Raw genomic sequence first — 20649 nt, 5'->3', positions numbered from 1 at the left:
TCGGGAAAGCTCCCGCCAGCGAAACACTGATCAGTGATCAGCATTTAGCTGTTGGGCCGGGCGCGGCGCCTGACGGCACCGCGCGGTCGCTCAAGAGATCAGAGGATTTTCTGACCGGTCTTGGCCCAGTCGGCCAAGAAGGTTTCCAGACCTTTGTCGGTCAGCGGGTGATCGGCCAGTTTCTTGATCACGCCCGGAGGGGCGGTGATCACGTCGGCACCGATGCGTGCGCTGTCGGTCACGTGGTTCACGGTGCGGATCGAGGCGGCGAGGATTTCGGTCTCGAACCCGTAATTGTCATAGATCTGGCGGATATCGGCGATGAGCTCCATGCCATCCAGGTTGATATCGTCCAGACGCCCGATGAAGGGCGAGATGAAGGTTGCGCCCGCTTTGGCGGCCAACAGCGCCTGGTTGGCTGAAAAACACAGGGTCACGTTGACCATCTGGCCTTCGTCAGACAGGGTTTTGCAGGTTTTCAGGCCCGCCCAGGTCAGCGGCACTTTGACGGCGATGTTGGGCGCGATCTGGGCCAGCTTGCGGCCTTCGGCGATCATGTCGTCAGCTTCGGTCGCGACCACTTCGGCGGAGACGGGGCCGTCGACCAGATCGCAGATCTCTTTGGTGACTTCCAGAATGTCGCGGCCCGATTTCAGGATCAGCGAGGGGTTGGTGGTGACGCCGTCCACCATGCCCAGATCGTTCAGTTCGGCGATGGCGTCGATCTCGGCTGTGTCTACGAAGAATTTCATGAGGGCAGTCCTTTGATGGGTTGGCCTTGGTCGCGGATGGCTTTACCCCAATAACACCGATGCTGAAACCCCCGACCCAAGGATATGCGGTGCGCGTACAGGAGTATTTCGACCACGGTGAACTGGTGGCGGTGCTGACCGCACAGCCGCTGGACCGGACGCTGGATTACAAAGCGCCCGAGGGCGGGTGTTTTCTGGGCGCGTTTGTCGAAGTGCCTTTGGGGCCGCGCAAGGTCTTGGGTGTGGTCTGGGGGCCGGGGCTGGGGGGCTTTGATCTGGCCAAAGCACGGTCGGTGATCCGGGTGCTTGAGGTCGCGCCGATGCGCGAAGAGATGCGGTTGTTTCTGGGCAAGGTGGCCGATTACACGCTGACGCCGATGCCTGCGATGCTGCGGCTGGCGACGCGCGCGCCGGGGCTGGGCGATCCGCCCTCGATGCGGAAAATCTATCGTTTGGGCCGTGCAGAGCCGGACCGGATGACTGATGCGCGGACCCGCGTGCTTGAAGTGCTGCGCGACTATGGCGGTTTGGCGTTCACGTTGAAGGAATTGGCCGAGCAGGCCGGGGTGACGTCCTCGGTCGTCAAGGGGCTGGTCAAGCAAGGTGCAGTGCGCGAGGAGGACAGCCCACGGGATCTGCCCTATCCGCGACTGGACCCGGAATTGCCCGGGAAAGCGCTGACCGAGGATCAGGCGGCGGCAGTGGCGCGCCTGCAGGCGGGGCAGCGGACCGGGGATTACGGGACAACGCTGCTGAAGGGCGTCACCGGCTCGGGCAAGACCGAGGTTTACCTTGAGGCCGTCGCCGAAGCCCTGCGCATGGGGCGGCAGGCGCTGGTTCTGCTGCCCGAGATTGCCCTGACCGCCGAATTCCTGACGCGTGTCGAGGCGCGGTTTGGGGCGCGGCCAGCCGAATGGCACTCGGGCGCGACCATGACCGAACGCCGCCGGGTCTGGCGGATGGTCGGGCAGGGGGATGCGCAACTGGTCGTTGGCGCCCGGTCCGCGCTGTTTCTGCCGTTTCGCGATCTGGGGTTGGTGGTCGTGGATGAGGAGCACGATACATCCTACAAACAGGAAGACGGCGTACACTACAGCGCGCGGGATATGGCGGTTCTGCGGTCTTCGATCTGCGGCGCGCGGGTGGTTCTGGCCAGTGCGACGCCCTCGCTGGAGAGCTGGGCGAATGCTGAGGCCGGGAAGTATGAGCGGCTTGACCTGACCTCGCGCTTTGGGGCGGCGGTGCTGCCCGAGATGAAGCCTATCGACATGCGGGCCGAGCAGATGCAGCCCGGGACATGGATTTCGCCGTCGCTGCGGCAGGCGGTGCGGCAGCGGATCGAACGCGGCGAGCAGTCACTGCTGTTCATTAACCGCCGGGGCTATGCGCCGGTGACACTGTGCCGGGCGTGTGGTGAGCAGATTGCCTGTGACCATTGCGATGCGCGGATGGTTGAACACCGGTTTCTCAAACGTCTGATGTGCCACCAATGCGGCGAGACCAAGCCGATGCCCGACACCTGCCCGTCCTGCGGGGTCGAGGGCAAGCTGGCTCCGGTCGGGCCGGGGATAGAACGGCTGGCGGAGGAGGCCGAGGCGACCTTCCCCGAGGCCAAGATCGCGATGCTCAGTTCTGATCTGTTCGGTTCAGCCCGTGCATTGAAGGCCAAGATCGAAGAGATTGCCCAGGGAGATGCGGATATCGTCATCGGCACGCAACTGGTCGCCAAGGGGCACAACTTCCCCAAGCTGACTTTGGTTGGGGTGATCGATGCCGACCTGTCGTTGCACGGGGCGGACCTGCGGGCGGCAGAGCGCACATTCCAGCTAATGCGGCAGGTTGCGGGCCGGGCCGGGCGGGCGGACAAGCCGGGGCAGGCTCTGCTGCAGACGTTTCAACCAGAGCATCCCGTGATCCGTGCGATCCTGTCAGGCGATGAGGAAGGGTTCTGGAAGGCCGAAGCCGCCGGGCGTCAGGCCGCAGGCGTGCCGCCGTACGGGCGGATGGCCGGGATTGTGCTGTCCGGCCCCGAGGTTGGCCCGGTCTTTGACATCGGCAACGCGATGGCGCGCAACGACGCACCCTTGCGCGAGATCGATGCGCAGGTCTTTGGCCCTGCCCCTGCACCGATTGCACGGATACGCGGACGGCATCGGGTGCGCCTGCTGGTCAAAGCCCCGAAAGGCGCGCCGATTCAGGACGCCATCGCCCGCTGGATCGCGCCCCTGCGCCTGAAGGGCGATATCCGTCTGACCGTGGACATCGACCCGCAGAGCTTCTACTGACCCTGCATCAGCGCAGAGCCGCTGTGCGCCTACCCTCTCGTCAAATCGCGAAAATGGGCGTAGAGCAGGTCCCATGCTGAAACCCATGCCGCTTTCCGAGGCGCAGAGCCTTCCGTTCTGGCGCAGGCCCATCACGCTCTTGTTCGTGATGGCGCTGACCATGCCCATTGCCTTCAACGCATGGAGCGCGCTGCTGAATAACTTTGTCATCGAGGTGGCGAATTTCGACGGTGCGGATATCGGCCTGCTTCATACGGTGCGTGAGATACCGGGTTTTCTGGCCGTCGGCGTGATTGCGGTGATCATATTCGTGCGCGAGCAGGTTCTGGCCATGATCTCGCTGATGATGCTGGGGGTCGCCACTGCGGTCACGGCGTGGTTCCCCAGTCTGGGTGGGCTGCTGTTTGTTACTTTGTTCAGCTCAATCGGGTTTCACTACTATGAAACGGTGAACCAGTCGCTGCAATTACAGTGGTTGCCCAAGGATCGGGCGCCGCAGGTGCTGGGCTGGCTGGTGGCCATGGGTTCGGCGGCGACAGCTGTGGTTTATGGCCTGATCGTGCTGACATGGGATCGGTTCGACCTGTCCTATAATTTCGTCTTCATGGCGGCAGGCGGCGTAACGGCCCTGTTGGCGCTGTTCTGTCTGCTGGCCTATCCGCAATTCAACGCGCCGACCCCGCAGACCAAGAAACTGATCCTGCGCAAACGCTATTGGCTGTATTACGCGTTGCAATTCATGGCGGGCGCGCGGCGGCAGATATTCGTCGTTTTCGCAGGCTTTATGATGGTCGAGAAATTCGGGTTCGAGGTGCATGAGCTCACCAGCCTTTATCTGATCAATCTTGTGATCAACATGGCTGCGGCGCCCATGCTGGGCAAAGCCGTGTCCGTGTTCGGGGAACGCCGCACGCTGATCTTTGAATATGCCGGTCTGGCCATCGTTTTCGCAGCCTATGGTGGCATCTACTGGTTCGGTTGGGGCGTGGTGCTGGCGGCGATCCTTTATGTGATCGACCATGTGCTGTTTGCACTGGCGCTGGCGCTGAAGACCTATTTCCAGAAAATTGCCGACCCGGCGGATATCGCGCCCACGGCTGCTGTGGCCTTTACCATCAACCATATTGCTGCGGTGTTCCTGCCCGCTCTGCTTGGATTGCTATGGGTCGTCTCGCCCGGCGCGGTCTTTGGGTTGGCGGCTGCGATGGCGATGGTGTCGCTGGCGCTGTCCCTGCTGATCCCGCGTCATCCTGAACCAGGCAATGAAACCATCCTGTCGAAATACGCGCCTGCCCCTGCCGAATAAGCCAGCGCTTGACCTTGCCCGTTCATGGGCCTAGGCGCTGTTTCAACTGAGACAGGAGGCCCCCATGCCCACATTCACTGCCCTGACCACCCTGACCGGGAAGAAAGCCGCCGAAGGGCTGGGCGAAGCGATGGAGCGTCTGGATCCCGAACCCACCGGCGTTGGCGTGTTCGAGGTCGAGGACGGCTCGGGCCTGTGGGAAGTGGGCGGCTATTTTACCGAAACTCCTGATGAGACCGCGCTGGCGGTTCTGGCCGCTGCATTTGAGGCCAAGCCCTTTGTCGTCTCGGAACTGCCCGAAACCGATTGGGTCGCTCATGTGCGCCGCGAACTGGCCCCGGTTGAAGCTGGCCGGTTCTTTGTCTACGGCAGCCATGACGCGGACAAACTGCCCGATGGGCGCATCCCGCTGTTGATCGAGGCCGCGATGGCCTTTGGAACGGGGCACCATGGCACCACGCTGGGATGCCTCAAGGCGCTGGATCATTTGCTGGACGATGGGTTTTCGGCGACCAAAGTGGCCGATATCGGTTGCGGCACCGCTGTACTTGCGATGGCGGCGGCGCGGGTGTGGGACGGTGACATCATCGCCAGCGACATCGACCAAGTGGCCGTCGATGTGGCTGTCGCGAACCTGAAAGCCAACGGCATGGCGGGTCAGGTTCACTGTGTCGAGGCCGCCGGATTCGATCATCCCGACCTGCAATCCCATGCGCCCTACGATCTGATTTTCGCCAATATTCTCAAAGGTCCATTGGTCACCCTGTCCCCCGAAATTGCAGCGAATCTGCGAGCAGGCGGCTATGCGATCCTGTCGGGAATCCTCAATGAGCAGGCCCAAGACGTGGTCTCGGTTTATCTCCAAAACGGCTTCAATTTGGCTAAAGAAACCCAGATTGGTGAATGGACGACGCTAATCTTAAGCAAACAGGGCTAAAATTAGACCATTTGCAGGAGTTTCGTGGATTCTTGCCTCTTTTTTGTCGCAATATGTACCTACCGTCTAATTGTGGAAAAGGGGGGCGGTTTTTTGGAGGCTGCCATGACGACAAAACATGTTGAATTTAATCAGCGCGTTCATCGCCTGAACAAGAAACACGCAAAGCTCAGCCGTGGCTATCGTGCGACCATGCGCAAAGACGGGCTTGTGGTCATGAAACCGCAGCGGGTGAAATCTGCTTTGCCCGTAAAGGCATTGCTGGTGTGTCTTGTTGGCTTGTTTGCGTTCAAGACCTTTTTGCTGACAAGCCTCGGCGCGACATCCTACCAATATCGCATCGATGCATTGGCAGAGGGCACAGCCGTTGAAAAAGCCGGCGCATGGGTTATGCAAATCGACCCGGCATCCGAGTTTTTTGCGGCCCAGATCAACAAGTTTCTTCTGTAACTGAAAATACAGTTCCAAAAAAAACGCCGCGCAACCATGGCTGCGCGGCGTTTTTCGTGCCCCGAGGGAGAACAGGGCAAGTGAGTGGTGGTTAAACCTTAGCGACCACCGTCTGCAACGACGTCAATATCGCCGCGGCACATGCCGATATCTTCCAGCTCGCGGTCGCTCAGACCATTCAGCACATTGCGCGTGACGCGGGCGTCATTCCATTCGACAACGGCATTCACGACCGATGCGAAGACGGCGCCGATACGGCTAACAAGGCCGAACGAGCCAGTGGTAATGCGGGTGGTGTCCAGTGCAGCCATATCCTATGTCCTTCTGGTTAGTGTTACGTTTCTGATCCTTCGATCTGAGCGGCATCTAGTGATACGGATTTGCCAAAGCAAGAGCGAAAAACGCATAGGACACATGCGTTTTTCGCATGGGTAAAAAACCGTTAAAATGCCTAATTTATTGGCCATTTTTCGTTCAAAAACATGTCGAAATCAGACTTTCTGCAGTCGCAAACAGATCATTTTGTCGCCGCGAGAATAGGTCTGTCGTTTTCTGACGTTTGTTCAATTCGGTTGGAAAATGTTCACGCTTCGTGCTAATCGGAAAGAAAGATCACAAAAACCCGAGCAGGGCGAGGCACAATATGCGGATTTTGGGCATTGATCCGGGGCTTAGAACCCTGGGATGGGGCGTCATCGAATCGCATGGCAGCCGCCTGAGCCATGTGGCCAACGGGCTATGCAAGTCAGATGGCGACGATCTGGGCGAGCGGCTGTTGTCCCTGCACAATCAGATTGTCGAGGTGATCGCGGAGTTTTGCCCTGATCAGGCGGCCATTGAACAGACCTTTGTGAACAAGGACGGGGCCGGGACGCTCAAGCTGGGGCAGGCGCGGGGGGTGGCGTTGCTGACGCTGGCGCAGGCCGGGTTGCCGGTAGGGGAATATGCGCCCAACCGGGTCAAGAAAACCGTCGTCGGCGTGGGACATGCTGAAAAGGAGCAAGTCCTGCATATGGTCAAACTGCAATTGCCGGGGTGTCAGCCCAAAGGCGCGGATGCGGCGGATGCGCTGGCCATTGCCATCTGCCATTCCTATTACGGTGCAGCGCCTCAGGCGCGGATAAAAGAGGTGCGGGCATGATCGGAAAACTCACCGGGCGGCTGGACTATCGCGCTGCGGATCACGTGCTGATCGATGTACGGGGGGTTGGGTATATCGTCTTTTGCTCGGACCGGACCATGGCAGCGCTGCCGGGTGTGGGTGAGGCGGTCTCGATCTACACCGACATGGTCGTGCGCGAAGACCTGATGCAGCTGTATGGGTTCCTGTCTCTGGTCGAGAAGGAATGGCATCGTCTGCTGTGTTCGGTTCAAGGGGTCGGGGCCAAGGTTTCGCTGGCCATTCTGTCTGCGCTGGGGCCGGACGGGGTCAGCCGTGCAATTGCCCTGGGTGACTGGGGCGCGGTCAAGGCCGCCAAGGGCGTGGGGCCAAAGACGGCGCAGCGCATTGTGCTGGATCTCAAGGACAAGGCGCCCGGAGTGATGGCGATGGGCGGGACTGTGACCGAGGCGCTGGACGGATCAGAGCTTGAGGTCGTTGAACTGGCCGAGCCTGTGTCCGCACCCAAACGTGCACCAAAACCGCCATCGGGCAATGCGGCGGCTTCGGCTGGTGCGTTGTCGGCGCTGTCAAATCTGGGCTATGGCCCGTCCGAGGCGGCCTCGGCCGTGGCCGAAGCGGCTGCCAGCTTGCCGGACGCAGGTGAAGCCGAACTGATCCGCGCGGCGCTCAAGCTGCTGGCACCGAAAGGCTAAGTGAATGACCGACGCCGATCCCACCCTGCGCCCTGACCCCTTGCCCGAGGATAACGACCGCGCTCTGCGCCCGCAGGGGCTGGATGAGTTCATCGGTCAGGCCGAGGCGCGCGCCAACCTGCGTGTGTTCATCCAGTCGGCCCGTCAGCGGGGCGAAGCGATGGATCACACGCTGTTCCATGGCCCTCCGGGGTTGGGGAAGACGACGCTGGCGCAGATCATGGCGCGCGAGCTGGGGGTGAATTTCCGCATGACCTCGGGGCCGGTTTTGGCCAAGGCGGGGGATTTGGCGGCGATCCTGACCAATCTGGAATCGCGCGACGTGCTGTTCATCGATGAAATCCACCGCCTGAACCCCGCAGTCGAAGAGGTTCTGTATCCGGCCATGGAGGATTTTGAGCTGGACCTTGTGATCGGTGAGGGCCCTGCGGCACGCACGGTTCGGATTGAGCTGCAGCCCTTTACCCTGGTCGGTGCGACGACGCGCATGGGCCTGCTGACCACGCCCTTGCGGGACCGGTTCGGCATTCCCACGCGGCTGCAATTCTACACGGTGGATGAATTGCATGAGATCGTCACCCGGAACGCCCGCAAACTGGGCGCGCCTGCCGATGATGAGGGCGCGCGCGAGATCGCCCGGCGGTCTCGTGGGACCCCGCGGATTGCCGGACGGTTGCTGCGCCGCGTTGTGGATTTCGCCATCGTCGAGGGCGATGGGCGGATCACCCGAGAGTTGGCCGATGGGGCGTTGACCCGCTTGGGCGTGGACAATCTGGGCTTGGACGGCGCGGACCGGCGGTACCTGACGCTGATTGCCGAGAACTATGCGGGCGGTCCTGTCGGGATCGAAACCCTGTCGGCGGCCTTGTCGGAAAGCCGGGATTCGCTGGAAGAGGTGATTGAGCCTTATCTGTTGCAGCAGGGGCTGATCCAGCGGACCCCGCGCGGGCGCATGTTGGCACAAAAGGCGTGGACGCATTTGGGAATGGCGGCTCCGCGTGGGCAAAACGATCTGTTTGGTTGAAGCGGTGTGCCATATTTTTTAAGCCTCCGGCGGCCGTATTTGGAACGAGAAGAAGGTACAGGGCGTGACACCTGATGAGATCGAGGCGCTGTTTACGCGCGAAAGCGGTGAGTTTCTGTTCGCCCGTTGGGGGCGGCCGATCGTGCCTATTGTCTTTGGGGTTGAGGATGACACTCTGGCCACTGTCAAAGGCGCGTTTGAGGCCGTGGTGGCGCTGGCCGGGCACAGGATGGCGGAAACCGATCCTGAACTGGGCGCGAATTGCATGGTTTTTTTCTTCCGCGACTGGCAGGAACTGCTGGAGGTGCCTGATCTGGACCGGCTGATCCCGGACCTTGCGCCTTTGGTGGATCGGTTGGTGGCGGCAGACGCCAATCAGTACCGCGTATTCCGGTTTGAAGAGGACGGCGCGATCCGGGCTGCGTTCGTGTTTCTGCGCATGGACACAGAGCTGTCCAAGGTCCCTGCCGAAACATTGGCACTAAGTCAGGTGGTGCAGACTATCCTCTTGTGGTCGGACACCGCGTTTCGTGCGCAGTCGCCTTTGGCCGTGGCTGGGGAGACAACGGTTTTGCGGCCTGACATAGCTGAGTTGATCCGCGCCGCCTATGACCGGGTTCTGCCGGGGGCAGCGCAGGATGCCTCGCACGCCTTGCGTCTGTTTGCGCGGATGCAGCCTGTGCAATAGCGCTTAGCTGTTGGATTGGCGGAAGGCTGTGATCAGATCGCTGCCGGTTTCGAAGAAAGCGTCCTGTCCGACAAGGGCGGTGATGCCGTAGCGATCCAGCTCGTTGCGGACATCCGGGTCGATCAGCAGGAAAACCAGTCGGATATTGTGTGTCTTCAGTTGGCTGTGCAGGCTGTGCAGCGTGTAGCCTGCGGTAAAGTCGATGTCGTCCATCGATGACGCCTCGATACAGAACCAACGCAGCGGCGGGTCGGGGTGTTCGATCAGTGCCGTGATCTCATCCGACAGGCGTTGCGCATTGGCGTAGTAGAGACTGTGGGAAAAGCGATAAATCATAAGCCCGGGTTCGAACTGGCCGGGTTGCGAAATCGGGGCCGCGTGCCACCCGCCATCGCTGCTGCGGATGATGACCGCGTTTTTGGGCCTGTAGCCCCGACGCGTGTGGTCGATCAGGGACAGGACCATGGCGAAGATGATCCCTTGTTCAACGCCCACCAGAACCACCACGGCGGCGGTGGCAATTGCAATCCAGAACTCGGACCGGGCCTGTCGGTAGATGGCGGCAAGACCCTTGAGGTCGATCAGTTTCAGCCCGATCAGAAACACCACGGCAGAGAGGGCGGCGTTGGGCAGGAAGGCCAGCGGCCCGGTCAGAAACAGGATCACCACAAGGACGACGGCCACGGTTGTCAGTTGGGCGATCTGGCTGCGCCCCCCGGCGCTGGCGACCATCTCGGTTTTGGTGGGACTGCCGTTGACGACAAAGGTACCGCTGAAAGCTGCTCCGAGATTGGCGAGGCCCAGCCCGACCAGATCGGTGTTCTCGCTGAACCTGTCGTCGTACCGTGCAGCATAGGCGCGCGAGGTGGCGGCGCTTTGGGCGAGGATCACCACGAAGATCGAAAGGGCCGTGGGCAGGAGTTGTTTGAACAAAGCCCAGCTCCACGTCACATCGGGGATCGACAGGGCCGGTAGGCCGCCCGAGACGGGCCCCAAAACCGCGATGCCTGTGGTGCTAAACTGGAAGGCCCAACTGCACAGGATAATGCCCAAAATGGCCAGCAGGGCGCCCGGTACCTTGGGGGACAGTTGCTTGCAGATGACTACAACCGCCAACACAGACAGGGACACCAATACGGTTGGCCAATGTGTCTTGCTGACGTTCTGAGTAACATCGCTGAGCTTGGCGAGTGCGCCGTGGCCAGCGCCCTCAATCCCCAGCATTCCGGGCAATTCGCCTGTTGCCACCTGAATGCCGACGCCGGTCAGAAATCCCACAAGGACGGTGCGCGATAGGAAATCGGCCAGAAACCCAAGGCCTACTAAGCGGGCAGCGATCAAAAGCACGGCGGCGATAAGGGCCAACAGCGAGGCCAGCGCCAGATATTCCGACGATCCCGACACGGCCATGCCCGCCAGGGCCGAGGCGGTGATGGCGGCGGTCGCAGAATCCGCCCCGACGACCAGATGCCGCGATGATCCGAACACTGCGAACAAGGCCATCGGGATCAGGATCGTGTAAAGTCCGGTCACCACAGGGGTGCCCGCGATTTTGGTGTAGCCCATGACCTCGGGGATCGCGAGGCAGGCGAATGTCAGCCCGGCCAGAACCTCGGTCGGGACCGAGGATCGGTCGATCGGCAGAAGGCCCTGCAGGATTGGAAGCAGAGATTTGCCTGTGTTCCGGCGCGATCCGGCCATTCAATCACCTGTTACAGTCTGGTCCCAATATGAACAGGTTAGTCGGCAATGCTTTGGAATTCGATACTCGCCAACCTGCAGACGTTAAATTGTTCCACCGTCGGGATTGCAGGAGCGTCATTGCATGTGCATCTGTAAAGAAAGCCCTAGGCTGACCCGAAAATTGATCTGAGTAACCATGACCGACACTCCCAAAGCGCAAGACACGCATATCTATCCGGTTCGGGTTTTTTATGAAGACACCGATATGGGCGGGGTGGTCTATCACGCGAATTACCTGAAATACATCGAACGGGCCCGGTCAGACTATGTGCGACGTTTGGGAAATGATCAGAACGCCATGCGCGATGACGGGATCGTCTGGGTGATCCGCCGGATTGAGGCGGATTATCTGGCGACGGCCAAGTTTGATGATGAGCTGATTGTCGAGACCCGGTTCCTGTCCCGCTCGGGGGTGCGGCTGACCATGGGTCAGCTGATAAAGCGGGGAGAGACCGAGATTTTCCGCGCCACCGTGACCGCCGTGTGCATGAATGCGCAGGGCAAGCCGGTGCGGCTTCCGGCAGAGATTCGCGCATTGCTGTAACAAATTGCAGCGCTGGGGTGGTTGTGTTGGCTTTTCACGACCATCTGGGTTAGCGTTTGGCAAAACAAGGCCAAACGAATGGCCATCAGGCAAAACAAAGAGCAGGTTCATGGAAGCTGAAACGCTGGCGCTGGCGCAGGAGATCGATTTCTCCATGTGGGGGCTGTATGCCCGCGCGACATTTATCGTCAAACTGGTGATGCTGATGCTGGTTGGCGCATCAATCTGGTCCTGGGCGATTATCATTCAGAAACTGATCAACTACCGCGCGGCCCGTCGCGAGGCGCAGGTGTTTGATGAAAGCTTCTGGTCCGGCAACCCGTTGGATGAATTGTTCGAACAGATCGGCACGCAGCCAGATGGCAGTTCGGAAAAGATTTTTGCGGCTGGAATGATCGAATGGCGACGCTCGCACCGCACCGATGGCGGGCTGATTGCCGGGGCCACGGCGCGGATCGACCGGTCCATGGATGTGGCCATCGCGAAAGAGGCCGAAGGGCTGCAAAAAGGGTTGCCTATTCTGGCTACTGTGGGCTCAACCGCGCCGTTCATCGGCCTGTTCGGCACCGTCTGGGGCATCATGAATGCGTTCATCGAGATTGCCGAGCAGCAGAATACGAACCTGGCCGTTGTCGCTCCGGGCATTGCCGAGGCGCTTTTGGCCACCGGCCTGGGTCTGCTGGCTGCGATCCCGGCGGTGATTTTCTACAACAAGCTCAGCGCCGACAGTGACCGGATCGTGGGCGGGTACGAGGCGTTTGCCGACGAATTCGCTACCATTCTGTCACGCCAGTTGGACAGCTGACATGGGCGCGGCGGTTCAGCAGAACGGCGGTGGCAATGGGCGCAGACGTGGACGGCGTCGCGGGCGTGCCCAGCCGATGGCCGAGATCAACGTGACGCCCTTTGTGGATGTTATGCTGGTGCTGCTGATCATCTTCATGGTCGCGGCGCCTTTGTTGACCGTCGGCGTGCCGGTGGACCTGCCCAAAACTGCTGCCAGTGCTTTGCCCGGCGACAATGAGGAACCGTTGACGGTAACGCTGACCGCAGATGGCCGTGTGCAAATCCAAACCACGGATGTGGTGCGTGAAGAGTTGATTGGAAAATTGCAGGCGATCGCGGCAGAACGCAGCAGCGACCGCGTGTTCCTGCGGGCGGATGGCGCGATTCCCTACGCACAGGTCATGCAGGTCATGGGCGCGCTGAATGCGGGCGGGTTTTCCAACGTGGGTCTGGTCACCGATACCGGCGGCCCGGCCCTGGACGAAGGTGGAGAGTGAGGCCGCACGGTGGATACCGGCACCAAGATCTCGGCAATTGCCCATGTCACTTTGATTGGATGGGCTTTTTTCGGCGGTACGTTCCGGTCCGAACCCCTGCCTATGGCGGTGCAGGAGGTCTCGGTGATTTCGGATGAGCAGTTCGCCGCAATGACTACACAGGTCAATGCGCCCGAGGTGCCGATCCCGGCTGCGTTGCAACCCCCCGAGACGCCCGAGCCGGAAAGCGCCCCGCCTGAAAATACCGAAGAAGAGGTCACTCCGCCCGAGGTTGTGACGCCGCCTGAACCAGAGCCGGACCCGGTGCCCGACCCGGTTGAGCAGCCACCCGAGCCGGAAGTCGTCGAGGAACCACCGACACTGGAACAGCCTGAGCCTGTGACCGAAGTGCTGCCCGTGCCACCGGGCCCCGAGGCGCAACCGCGTCCCGCTGATAAGGTCGCCCCGGAACCGATCGCACCGCCGCCGCCCGAAGCGACCCCGGATGAGGTGGAAACCCCCGCCGTCTCGTTGGATGAGGGCGCCGAGACCCAGCAGGAACAGCAGGATCAGACCGCGCCTGACGAGGCGACCGATGAGATCGTGACCGAGGCGGAAGAGACCAAAGAGAACGCCCCGCGCACCTCGCCGCGCCCGCAGGTGCGGCCCAAGCGACCGACGCCTCTGGCGCAGACCGAAGTGGCCGAAGAACAGGAGCCGACCCCGCCCGAGCCCGTGCAAAACGACGAGACCGCGATCAATGATGCCCTGGCCGAGGCGCTGTCTGAACCGGCGGCACCGTCGGGCCCGCCTTTGACGAGTGGTGAGAAAGACGCGATGCGTCTGGCAGTTTCGCAATGCTGGAATGTGGGATCTTTGTCGACAGACGCGCTGCAAACGGTTGTGGTTGTTGGGTTTTCCCTGACACCCGATGGAAAAGTCGTGGGCGGAAGCCTGCGCATGATCGAAAGCTCGGGCGGGTCCGCCGGGGCTGCAAGACAGGCCTTTGAGGCCGCCAGACGCGCGATTTTGCGCTGTGGTGCAAAAGGCTACACCCTGCCTGCGGATAAGTACGAGCATTGGCGGGACGTTGAGATTACATTCAATCCCGAGAGGATGCGGATCAAATGATGAGATTTCTGACCAGCCTGTTGCTTGGCCTGACGATTTTGGCAGCACCGCTTTATGCGCAGGACCGGGTGTTGCGGCTTGAGTTGGACGAAGGGATTATTGAACCCCTGCCTTTTGCGGTGCCAGGCTTTGTTCCGGACAACCCGGCTGCTGCGCAATACGCTCAGGATATTACCCGTTTGATCGCGGCTGACTTGACTGGAACTGGCTTGTTCCGCGAAATCTCTCCGGACGCTTTCATCAGTCAGGTCAGTAGCTTTGAGTCGCCCGTCCAGTTCGCAGATTGGAAGGCGATCAACGCGGATGCGCTCATTACCGGGGCAGTTAATGTGTCGGGAAACCGCCTGACTGTGCGCTTCCGCGTTTGGGATGTGTTTTCAAGTGATGAACTGGGCGATGGCCTGCAATTTGCGGGTACCACGGATGGATGGCGGCGCATGGCGCATAAGGTGGCCGATCAGGTCTATGCCCGGATTACGGGTGAAAGCCCTTATTTCGACAGCCGCGTGGCCTTTGTCTCGGAAAGCGGTCCCAAGGATCAGCGCCAGAAACGCTTGGCGATCATGGACTATGACGGCGCGAATGTTCAGTTCCTGACCGACAGCTCGGCCATCGTTCTGGCCCCGCGTTTCTCGCCCACTGGCGACCGGCTGCTTTATACCAGCTATGAAACCGGACAGCCGCGCATCTACGTTCTGGACGTGGACCGCGTGCGTCAGACCGAGTTGAACACCCAAGGCGGCACGATGAGCTTTTCGCCACGCTTTTCACCGGATGGCCGTTCGATTGTCTATTCGCTGATTCAGGGCGGTAACACGGACCTGTGGAAAATGGACCTGGCATCGGGTCAAAGCGTGCGGCTGACCAATACACCGGCGATCGAAACTGCGCCCAGCTATTCGCCCGACGGTTCGCAGATCGTGTTCGAAAGCGACCGGTCAGGCACGCCGCAGCTTTACATCATGCCCGCAAATGGGGGCGAGGCGACCCGGATCAGCTTTGGCGCGGGCAGGTACGGAACACCTGTCTGGTCGCCGCGCGGGGATCTGATCGCCTTTACAAAGCAGAACAAGGGCCGGTTCCATATCGGCGTGATGCGCACCGATGGCAGCGAGGAACGCCTGCTGACCTCGTCCTTTCTGGACGAAGGGCCCACATGGTCGCCCAATGGCCGCGTGATCATGTTCACCCGTGAAACGCAGGGCGCAAGCGGTCGGGCGACCTTGTATTCTGTGGATATTTCGGGCCGGAACCTACGCCCGGTACGCACCCCGGATGGCGGCAGCGATCCGTCCTGGGGACCTTTGCAGAATTGATCAGGGCGGGGGTTGGAAAAGTTCACAAAAAACCTGCACTGTGCTAGAGAGACAGCAATAAACCAATAAAACAACGAGGCACCTGAAATGAACGTATTGGGCAAAATCCTGGCCTTGGGCACGCTGAGCGTGATGGCCGCATGTACCAACAATGATCCGTCCGCTCTGGGCGGCGGCTTTGGCAATGGCGCGAACGGGGCCAATGGCGCACTTGCGTTGGGATCACCCAGCGATCCGCGCTCACCGGCCTATTTTCAGCAAACTGTCGGCGACCGGGTGTTGTTCGCGGTGGATCAATCGACCCTGACCCCGCAGGCGCAGCAGGTTCTGCAAGGACAGGCCGACTGGCTGCTGGCGAACACCGACTATGTGGCCACCATCGAAGGTCATGCGGACGAACAGGGCACGCGCGAATACAACCTTGCACTGGGCGCGCGCCGGGCGAATGCGGCCCGCGAATTCCTGATCTCGCGCGGGGTTGCCGGCAACCGTCTGACCACCGTCAGTTTTGGCAAGGAGCGCCCGATTGAGATTTGCAGCACCGAGGACTGCTATGCCAAAAACCGCCGTGCGGTAACGGTGCTGACCGGTTCAACCTTGGGGTAAGACGATGAAAGTTGCAGGATGGGTTCTGGCCGCGGTTGTTGCGACCGTTGGTGTGGCACAAGCGCAGGATCAGCAGACGCTGGCGGATATTCGTCAGGAACTGACGGTGCTGCATGTGGAAATACAGCGCCTCAAGCGCGAGTTTTCGACCACCGGCTCTCCGGCCCCGAACCTGTCCGGCAGCTCGATCCTGGAACGTGTAGACGCCATCGAGGCCGAGTTGCAGCGCCTGACGCGTCAGACCGAGCAATTGAACCAGCGGGTGCAGAATGTCGTGACCGATGGCACAAACCGGATCGGTGATCTGGAATTTCGTCTGGTCGAACTGGAAGGCGGTGATCTGGGTAGTCTGGGTACCACATCCACTCTGGGCGGGGACACGGAAATCACCGCCGCTGCGCCCATCACCCCGGCGGCTCCGTCTGTGACGGAACAGGGCGAGTTGGCCATTGGTGAGCAATCGGATTTCGAAGCGGCCTCGCTGGCGTTGGCCGAAGGTGATTTTCAAGCCGCGGCTGACCAATTTGCGCAGTTCGATACGTCCTATCCCGGCAGCCCGCTTGCGCCCGAGGCGCATCTGAAACGCGGTCAGGCGCTGGAAGGTCTGGGTGACACGCGTGAGGCCGCGCGGGCATTCCTGGCCAGTTTTACCGGCGATTCCGAGGGCAGTTTTGCGCCCGAAGCCCTATTTGAACTGGGTGCTGCCCTTGGGCGTTTAGGGCAGACCGATCAGGCCTGCATCACCCTCTCCGAAGTTAGCGTTCGCTTCCCGACATCGGCGACAGTATCGGCGGCCTCGCAGGAAATGGCGACACTGGGCTGTTCTTGACCCAAAAGACCGACATTCTGCGATCAGACCTGCGCGCGGGGTTGCCCGATCGGCTGCCGCCGCGTCTGGGAATCGCTGTATCCGGCGGAGGGGACTCGGTTGCCCTGATGCACCTGCTGCACGATCTGGCGCAAACCGAAGACATCCGGCTTTTCGCGGCGACCGTGAATCATGGGTTGCGTCCCGAAGCCGATGATGAGGCGCGGCAAGTTGCGGGGCAGGCTGCGCAACTGGGTATCCCGCATGAAACGCTGTTGTGGCAGGGATGGGATGGCACGGGCAACCTGCAGGACCAAGCCCGGCAGGCGCGGTACCGGTTGCTGACCGATTGGGCACGGCGGCACGATGTTCCAGCCATCGCCTTGGGTCATACCGCCGATGATCAGGCCGAGACGCTGCTGATGCGGCTGGGCCGGGCCTCTGGCCTTACGGGCCTCTGTGGGATGCCACCGGCGCGGGATCAGGATGGCGTCACGCTGCTGCGCCCCATGCTGGCCATCACCCGGCAGGAGTTGCGCGATTACCTGCAAGGCACTGGCGCAGATTGGAGCGAAGACCCTTCGAATCACGACCCTGCATTCGACCGGATCAAAGCGCGCAAGGCGCTGTCTGACTTGGATACACTGGGCATTTCTGCACAATCCTTGACCCGCGTGGCAAAAAATCTTGCACAAGCGCGTGACGCACTGGCCCAGTATACGCAGGAGGCCGCCCGCGCGGTTCTGCGTGTCGAGGGCGGGGATATCTGCATTGACCAAATTGGTTTTTTACGGCTTCCCGCCGAGATTCAGAGGCGGTTGGTCGTTGGAAGTATTGCGTGGATTGCCGGGCCGGGCTATCCGCCGCGCGGCTCTGCCGTGGATCAGGCCGTTAAGGCCATTTATACGGCACAGCCCTTGACCCTGGCAGGCTGCGCTATTGTGCCGAAACGCGATAAAGCGTGGGTTTGCAGGGAACTAAACGCAGTTTCAGCCGAAATCGCCACGCCAAACGCTGTGTGGGACAACAGATGGGTACTGACCGGCCCGCAAACACCCGGGGCCGAAGTTCGGGCGCTGGGGCAGGACGGTTTGTCGCAATTGCCGGACTGGCGCGCCCTGGGCAAACCGCGCGCGGCGCTTTTGTCCCATCCGGCGGTCTGGAACGGTGAAAACTTGTTAGCTGCCCCTCTGGCAGATTTTTCAAATGGTTGGAGCGCAGATTTTGCGCCGCACCGGCCCGAGTTCTACTCTTCTCTTTTATCGCATTGAACCTGCTTGAATCATCTCTATTTTAAGGAGCAACCCGGCAGACCCCCACCTGCCGAAATCTTTTGGGAGATTTTCCTTGGGCAACGCTCGTAACATCGCCTTCTGGGTCGTTCTGTTTTTGCTGATCCTTGCACTGTTCAACTTCTTCAGCGGACAGGGTGGAACACTTCAGAGCAACGAAAGAACCTATTCCGATTTTGTCAGCGCCGTTCAGGGCGGTGAGGTCAAGAGCGTGACGCTGGATGGCGAGCAGATTCGCTATACCACGCAAAGCGGCGCGAACTATGTGACCATCAAACCCGGCGATGCCGAGGTGACCAAGCTGCTGATTGACGAAAACATCCCCGTTCAGGCGGTCAAGCAACAGCAATCGGGCTTTCAATCCTTCCTGATCACGTTGCTGCCCTTCCTGCTGCTGATCGGTGTCTGGGTCTATTTCATGAACCGGATGCAGGGCGGTGGCAAAGGCGGCGCGATGGGTTTTGGCAAGTCCAAGGCCAAGATGCTGACCGAAAAGCATGGACGCGTGACCTTTGATGATGTTGCCGGCATTGATGAGGCAAAAGAAGAGCTGGAAGAGATCGTTGAATTCCTGCGCAACCCGCAGAAATTCTCGCGCCTCGGCGGCAAGATTCCCAAGGGCGCGCTGCTGGTTGGCCCTCCGGGTACAGGTAAAACGCTGCTGGCCCGCGCTATTGCGGGTGAGGCGGGTGTGCCGTTCTTCACCATCTCGGGCTCGGATTTTGTTGAAATGTTCGTCGGTGTCGGTGCATCCCGTGTCCGCGACATGTTCGAACAGGCCAAGAAGAACGCGCCCTGTATTGTGTTCATCGATGAGATTGACGCCGTGGGCCGCCATCGTGGTGCCGGTTACGGCGGCGGTAATGATGAGCGCGAACAGACGCTCAACCAATTGCTGGTTGAAATGGATGGGTTCGAAGCGAATGAAGGCGTGATCATTCTGGCGGCCACCAACCGCAAGGACGTTCTGGACCCTGCGCTGCTGCGTCCGGGCCGCTTTGACCGGAACGTGACCGTTGGCAACCCTGACATCAAAGGGCGTGAGAAGATTTTGGGCGTGCACGCGCGCAAGACGCCTCTGGGCCCCGATGTCGATCTGCGCATCATTGCGCGGGGTACGCCGGGCTTCTCGGGTGCTGATCTGGCGAACCTCGTGAACGAGGCCGCGCTGATGGCCGCGCGTGTTGGCCGTCGCTTTGTCACCATGGAAGACTTTGAGAACGCCAAAGACAAGGTGATGATGGGCGCCGAGCGCCGCAGCATGGTGCTGACCCAGGATCAAAAGGAAAAGACCGCCTACCACGAGGCGGGCCACGCTGTGGTCGGCCTGGAGCTGCCGCTGTGCGATCCGGTTTACAAGGCGACGATCATCCCGCGCGGTGGCGCGCTGGGTATGGTTGTGTCACTGCCGGAAATGGATCGCCTGAACTATCACCGCGATGAGTGTGAGCAGAAGCTGGCCATGACCATGGCCGGTAAGGCGGCCGAGGTCATCAAATACGGTGAAGACCATGTGTCGAACGGTCCCGCGGGTGATATCATGCAGGCCAGCCAGCTGGCGCGCGCCATGGTGATGCGCTGGGGCATGTCCGACAAGGTCGGCAATATCGACTATGCCGAGGCGCATGAAGGCTATCAGGGTAACACCGCCGGATTCTCGGTCTCGGCCCATACCAAAGAGCTGATCGAGGAAGAGGTGAAGCGCCTCATCCAGCAAGGATACGAGCGCGCCCACAAAATCCTGACCGACAAGAACGAGGAATGGGAGCGTCTGGCGCAGGGCCTGCTGGAATATGAGACCCTGACAGGCGACGAGATCAAGCGCGTCATGAACGGCGAATCTCCGTCAGAGGACGACGACGAAAGTGACAAGCCTGACGAAGGCAACGCACCCAGCGTCACCGCCATTCCAAAGACAAAGGCCAAGAAGTCTCCGCCCGAAGGCGGGATGGAGCCGGAACCTTCGGCTTAACCAGATCAGACCCGGGCACAGTCCCGGGTCTTTTTTCTTTTCTTTCCGGGATGGGTGACTTCTATTGCGGGTGGAATCCAAGCGATGAAAGGGCCTGCCATGCCGGTAATGCGTGAAACCGAATTCAAGGGTGAAGTTGTCTGGCTGGGCCATGTGCCCGCAGATGACTCGATTCGCGCCAAGGCTGTGGACGCATTGGAACTGGGCTTTGGCGGTGATCGCGGCGCGCGTCACGAAGGGGAAACCCGTCCATCCTGTGTGCGGATGAAAAACCTCTATCCGCAGGGCACTGAAATTCGCAACGTGCGGCAATTGTCAGTTTTGTCGGTCGAAGAGGTTGCAGCGACCGCGCAAGAGATGGGGCTGGAATCCCTTGATCCATCGCCGCTGGGCGTCAGCATCATGCTACGCGGCATTCCTGATTTCACCCACGTCCCCCCGTCATCGCGGCTTCAGGGACCGGGGGGTGTCACCATCACGATTGATATGGAAAACCGCCCCTGCGTGATCCCGGGGCGCGAGATTGAGGGCGAACACCCCGGTCATGGGGCCAAGTTCAAACCCGCCGCACAGGGGCGTCGCGGCGTGACCGCATGGGTCGAACGCCCCGGAACGTTGAGGCTGGGTGACCTGATGACCCTGTTTGTTCCGGATCAGCGCGCCTGGGCACCTTAAGACACAGTATTTCCGATGGGAAACGATCAAAGTTACGTGACGC

At 60.6% G+C, this 20649-nt stretch carries 21 protein-coding genes; 18 read left to right on the top strand and 3 right to left on the bottom strand.

Annotation, left to right across the window (positions count from 1 at the left end; genetic code table 11):
- Nucleotides 1-98: 98 nt before the first annotated feature.
- A complete protein-coding gene (fsa, locus tag ACR0J5_RS09480; protein ID WP_480652648.1) occupies nt 99-752 on the bottom strand; it encodes a fructose-6-phosphate aldolase in 654 nt (217 codons plus the stop codon).
- Between the two features lie 59 nt (nt 753-811).
- Here fsa and ACR0J5_RS09475 point away from each other — a divergent pair, with 59 nt between their 5' ends.
- From ACR0J5_RS09475 to ACR0J5_RS09460, 4 genes are all read left to right on the top strand, one after another.
- Entirely contained in the window at nt 812-3037 is a 2226-nt protein-coding gene (locus ACR0J5_RS09475) for a primosomal protein N' (protein WP_480652646.1), read from the top strand.
- A gap of 73 nt (nt 3038-3110) precedes the next feature.
- Entirely contained in the window at nt 3111-4343 is a 1233-nt protein-coding gene (locus tag ACR0J5_RS09470) for an MFS transporter (RefSeq protein ID WP_480652644.1), read from the top strand.
- A 64-nt stretch (nt 4344-4407) separates the two neighbouring features.
- Complete coding sequence (locus ACR0J5_RS09465; RefSeq protein WP_480652642.1) at nt 4408-5280, top strand: 50S ribosomal protein L11 methyltransferase; 873 nt, start codon at nt 4408-4410, stop codon at nt 5278-5280.
- A 93-nt stretch (nt 5281-5373) separates the two neighbouring features.
- Nucleotides 5374-5730, top strand: a complete 357-nt coding sequence (locus tag ACR0J5_RS09460; protein ID WP_480652640.1) for a hypothetical protein — start codon at nt 5374-5376, stop codon at nt 5728-5730.
- Nucleotides 5731-5828: 98 nt separating this feature from the next.
- Here the strand turns inward: ACR0J5_RS09460 and ACR0J5_RS09455 are convergent, their stop codons facing one another.
- Entirely contained in the window at nt 5829-6041 is a 213-nt protein-coding gene (locus tag ACR0J5_RS09455; RefSeq protein WP_480652638.1) for a DUF1127 domain-containing protein, read from the bottom strand.
- A 332-nt stretch (nt 6042-6373) separates the two neighbouring features.
- On the opposite strand from ACR0J5_RS09455, the gene ruvC reads away from it, so the two are divergent.
- From ruvC to ACR0J5_RS09435, 4 genes are all read left to right on the top strand, one after another.
- Nucleotides 6374-6871 (top strand): crossover junction endodeoxyribonuclease RuvC, encoded by a 498-nt coding sequence (gene ruvC, locus ACR0J5_RS09450; protein ID WP_480652636.1) that lies wholly within the window; start codon nt 6374-6376, stop codon nt 6869-6871.
- Entirely contained in the window at nt 6868-7545 is a 678-nt protein-coding gene (gene ruvA / locus ACR0J5_RS09445; RefSeq protein WP_480652635.1) for a Holliday junction branch migration protein RuvA, read from the top strand. Before ruvC ends, ruvA begins: the two co-directional genes overlap by 4 nt.
- Nucleotides 7546-7549: 4 nt before the next feature.
- A complete protein-coding gene (gene ruvB / locus ACR0J5_RS09440) occupies nt 7550-8569 on the top strand; it encodes a Holliday junction branch migration DNA helicase RuvB (RefSeq protein WP_480652633.1) in 1020 nt (339 codons plus the stop codon).
- A 64-nt stretch (nt 8570-8633) separates the two neighbouring features.
- A complete protein-coding gene (locus tag ACR0J5_RS09435) occupies nt 8634-9257 on the top strand; it encodes a hypothetical protein (protein WP_480652632.1) in 624 nt (207 codons plus the stop codon).
- A 3-nt stretch (nt 9258-9260) separates the two neighbouring features.
- On the opposite strand, the gene ACR0J5_RS09430 is transcribed toward ACR0J5_RS09435, so the two are convergent.
- Complete coding sequence (locus tag ACR0J5_RS09430) at nt 9261-10958, bottom strand: SulP family inorganic anion transporter (protein WP_480652630.1); 1698 nt, start codon at nt 10956-10958, stop codon at nt 9261-9263.
- 178 nt (nt 10959-11136) lie between these two features.
- Between ACR0J5_RS09430 and ybgC the strand changes: the two genes are divergently transcribed.
- The 10 genes from ybgC (at nt 11137) to ACR0J5_RS09380 (ending at nt 20606) form a co-directional block, all read left to right on the top strand.
- Nucleotides 11137-11544: a tol-pal system-associated acyl-CoA thioesterase gene (gene ybgC / locus ACR0J5_RS09425; protein ID WP_480652628.1), complete on the top strand. Its 408-nt coding sequence runs from the start codon at nt 11137-11139 to the stop codon at nt 11542-11544.
- Nucleotides 11545-11653: 109 nt separating this feature from the next.
- Nucleotides 11654-12349, top strand: a complete 696-nt coding sequence (tolQ, locus tag ACR0J5_RS09420) for a protein TolQ (RefSeq protein WP_480652626.1) — start codon at nt 11654-11656, stop codon at nt 12347-12349.
- Nucleotide 12350: 1 nt separating this feature from the next.
- Nucleotides 12351-12827: a protein TolR gene (gene tolR / locus ACR0J5_RS09415; protein WP_480652624.1), complete on the top strand. Its 477-nt coding sequence runs from the start codon at nt 12351-12353 to the stop codon at nt 12825-12827.
- Between the two features lie 9 nt (nt 12828-12836).
- On the top strand, nt 12837-13937 hold the full coding sequence (locus ACR0J5_RS09410) for an energy transducer TonB (RefSeq protein WP_480652622.1): 1101 nt from the start codon (nt 12837-12839) through the stop codon (nt 13935-13937).
- Complete coding sequence (gene tolB, locus ACR0J5_RS09405) at nt 13934-15253, top strand: Tol-Pal system beta propeller repeat protein TolB (RefSeq protein WP_480652620.1); 1320 nt, start codon at nt 13934-13936, stop codon at nt 15251-15253. The genes ACR0J5_RS09410 and tolB overlap by 4 nt, the downstream gene beginning before the upstream one ends.
- Before the next feature lie 87 nt (nt 15254-15340).
- Nucleotides 15341-15859 carry a peptidoglycan-associated lipoprotein Pal gene (gene pal, locus ACR0J5_RS09400; RefSeq protein WP_480652619.1) on the top strand — a complete coding sequence of 173 codons (519 nt, stop codon included), beginning with the start codon at nt 15341-15343 and terminating at the stop codon, nt 15857-15859.
- Between the two features lie 4 nt (nt 15860-15863).
- Nucleotides 15864-16688 carry a tol-pal system protein YbgF gene (gene ybgF / locus ACR0J5_RS09395; protein ID WP_480652617.1) on the top strand — a complete coding sequence of 275 codons (825 nt, stop codon included), beginning with the start codon at nt 15864-15866 and terminating at the stop codon, nt 16686-16688.
- Nucleotides 16685-17938: a tRNA lysidine(34) synthetase TilS gene (gene tilS / locus ACR0J5_RS09390; protein WP_480652615.1), complete on the top strand. Its 1254-nt coding sequence runs from the start codon at nt 16685-16687 to the stop codon at nt 17936-17938. The genes ybgF and tilS overlap by 4 nt, the downstream gene beginning before the upstream one ends.
- A 76-nt stretch (nt 17939-18014) precedes the next feature.
- A complete protein-coding gene (gene ftsH / locus ACR0J5_RS09385; RefSeq protein ID WP_480652614.1) occupies nt 18015-19931 on the top strand; it encodes an ATP-dependent zinc metalloprotease FtsH in 1917 nt (638 codons plus the stop codon).
- A gap of 99 nt (nt 19932-20030) precedes the next feature.
- Nucleotides 20031-20606, top strand: a complete 576-nt coding sequence (locus tag ACR0J5_RS09380; protein ID WP_480652612.1) for an MOSC domain-containing protein — start codon at nt 20031-20033, stop codon at nt 20604-20606.
- Nucleotides 20607-20649: the final 43 nt, after the last annotated feature.

The sequence above is a fragment of the Ruegeria sp. BE1 genome (assembly GCF_056538885.1).
Note: the sequence above shows the minus strand (reverse complement) of the source record. Positions and strands in the feature narration are given on the sequence as shown.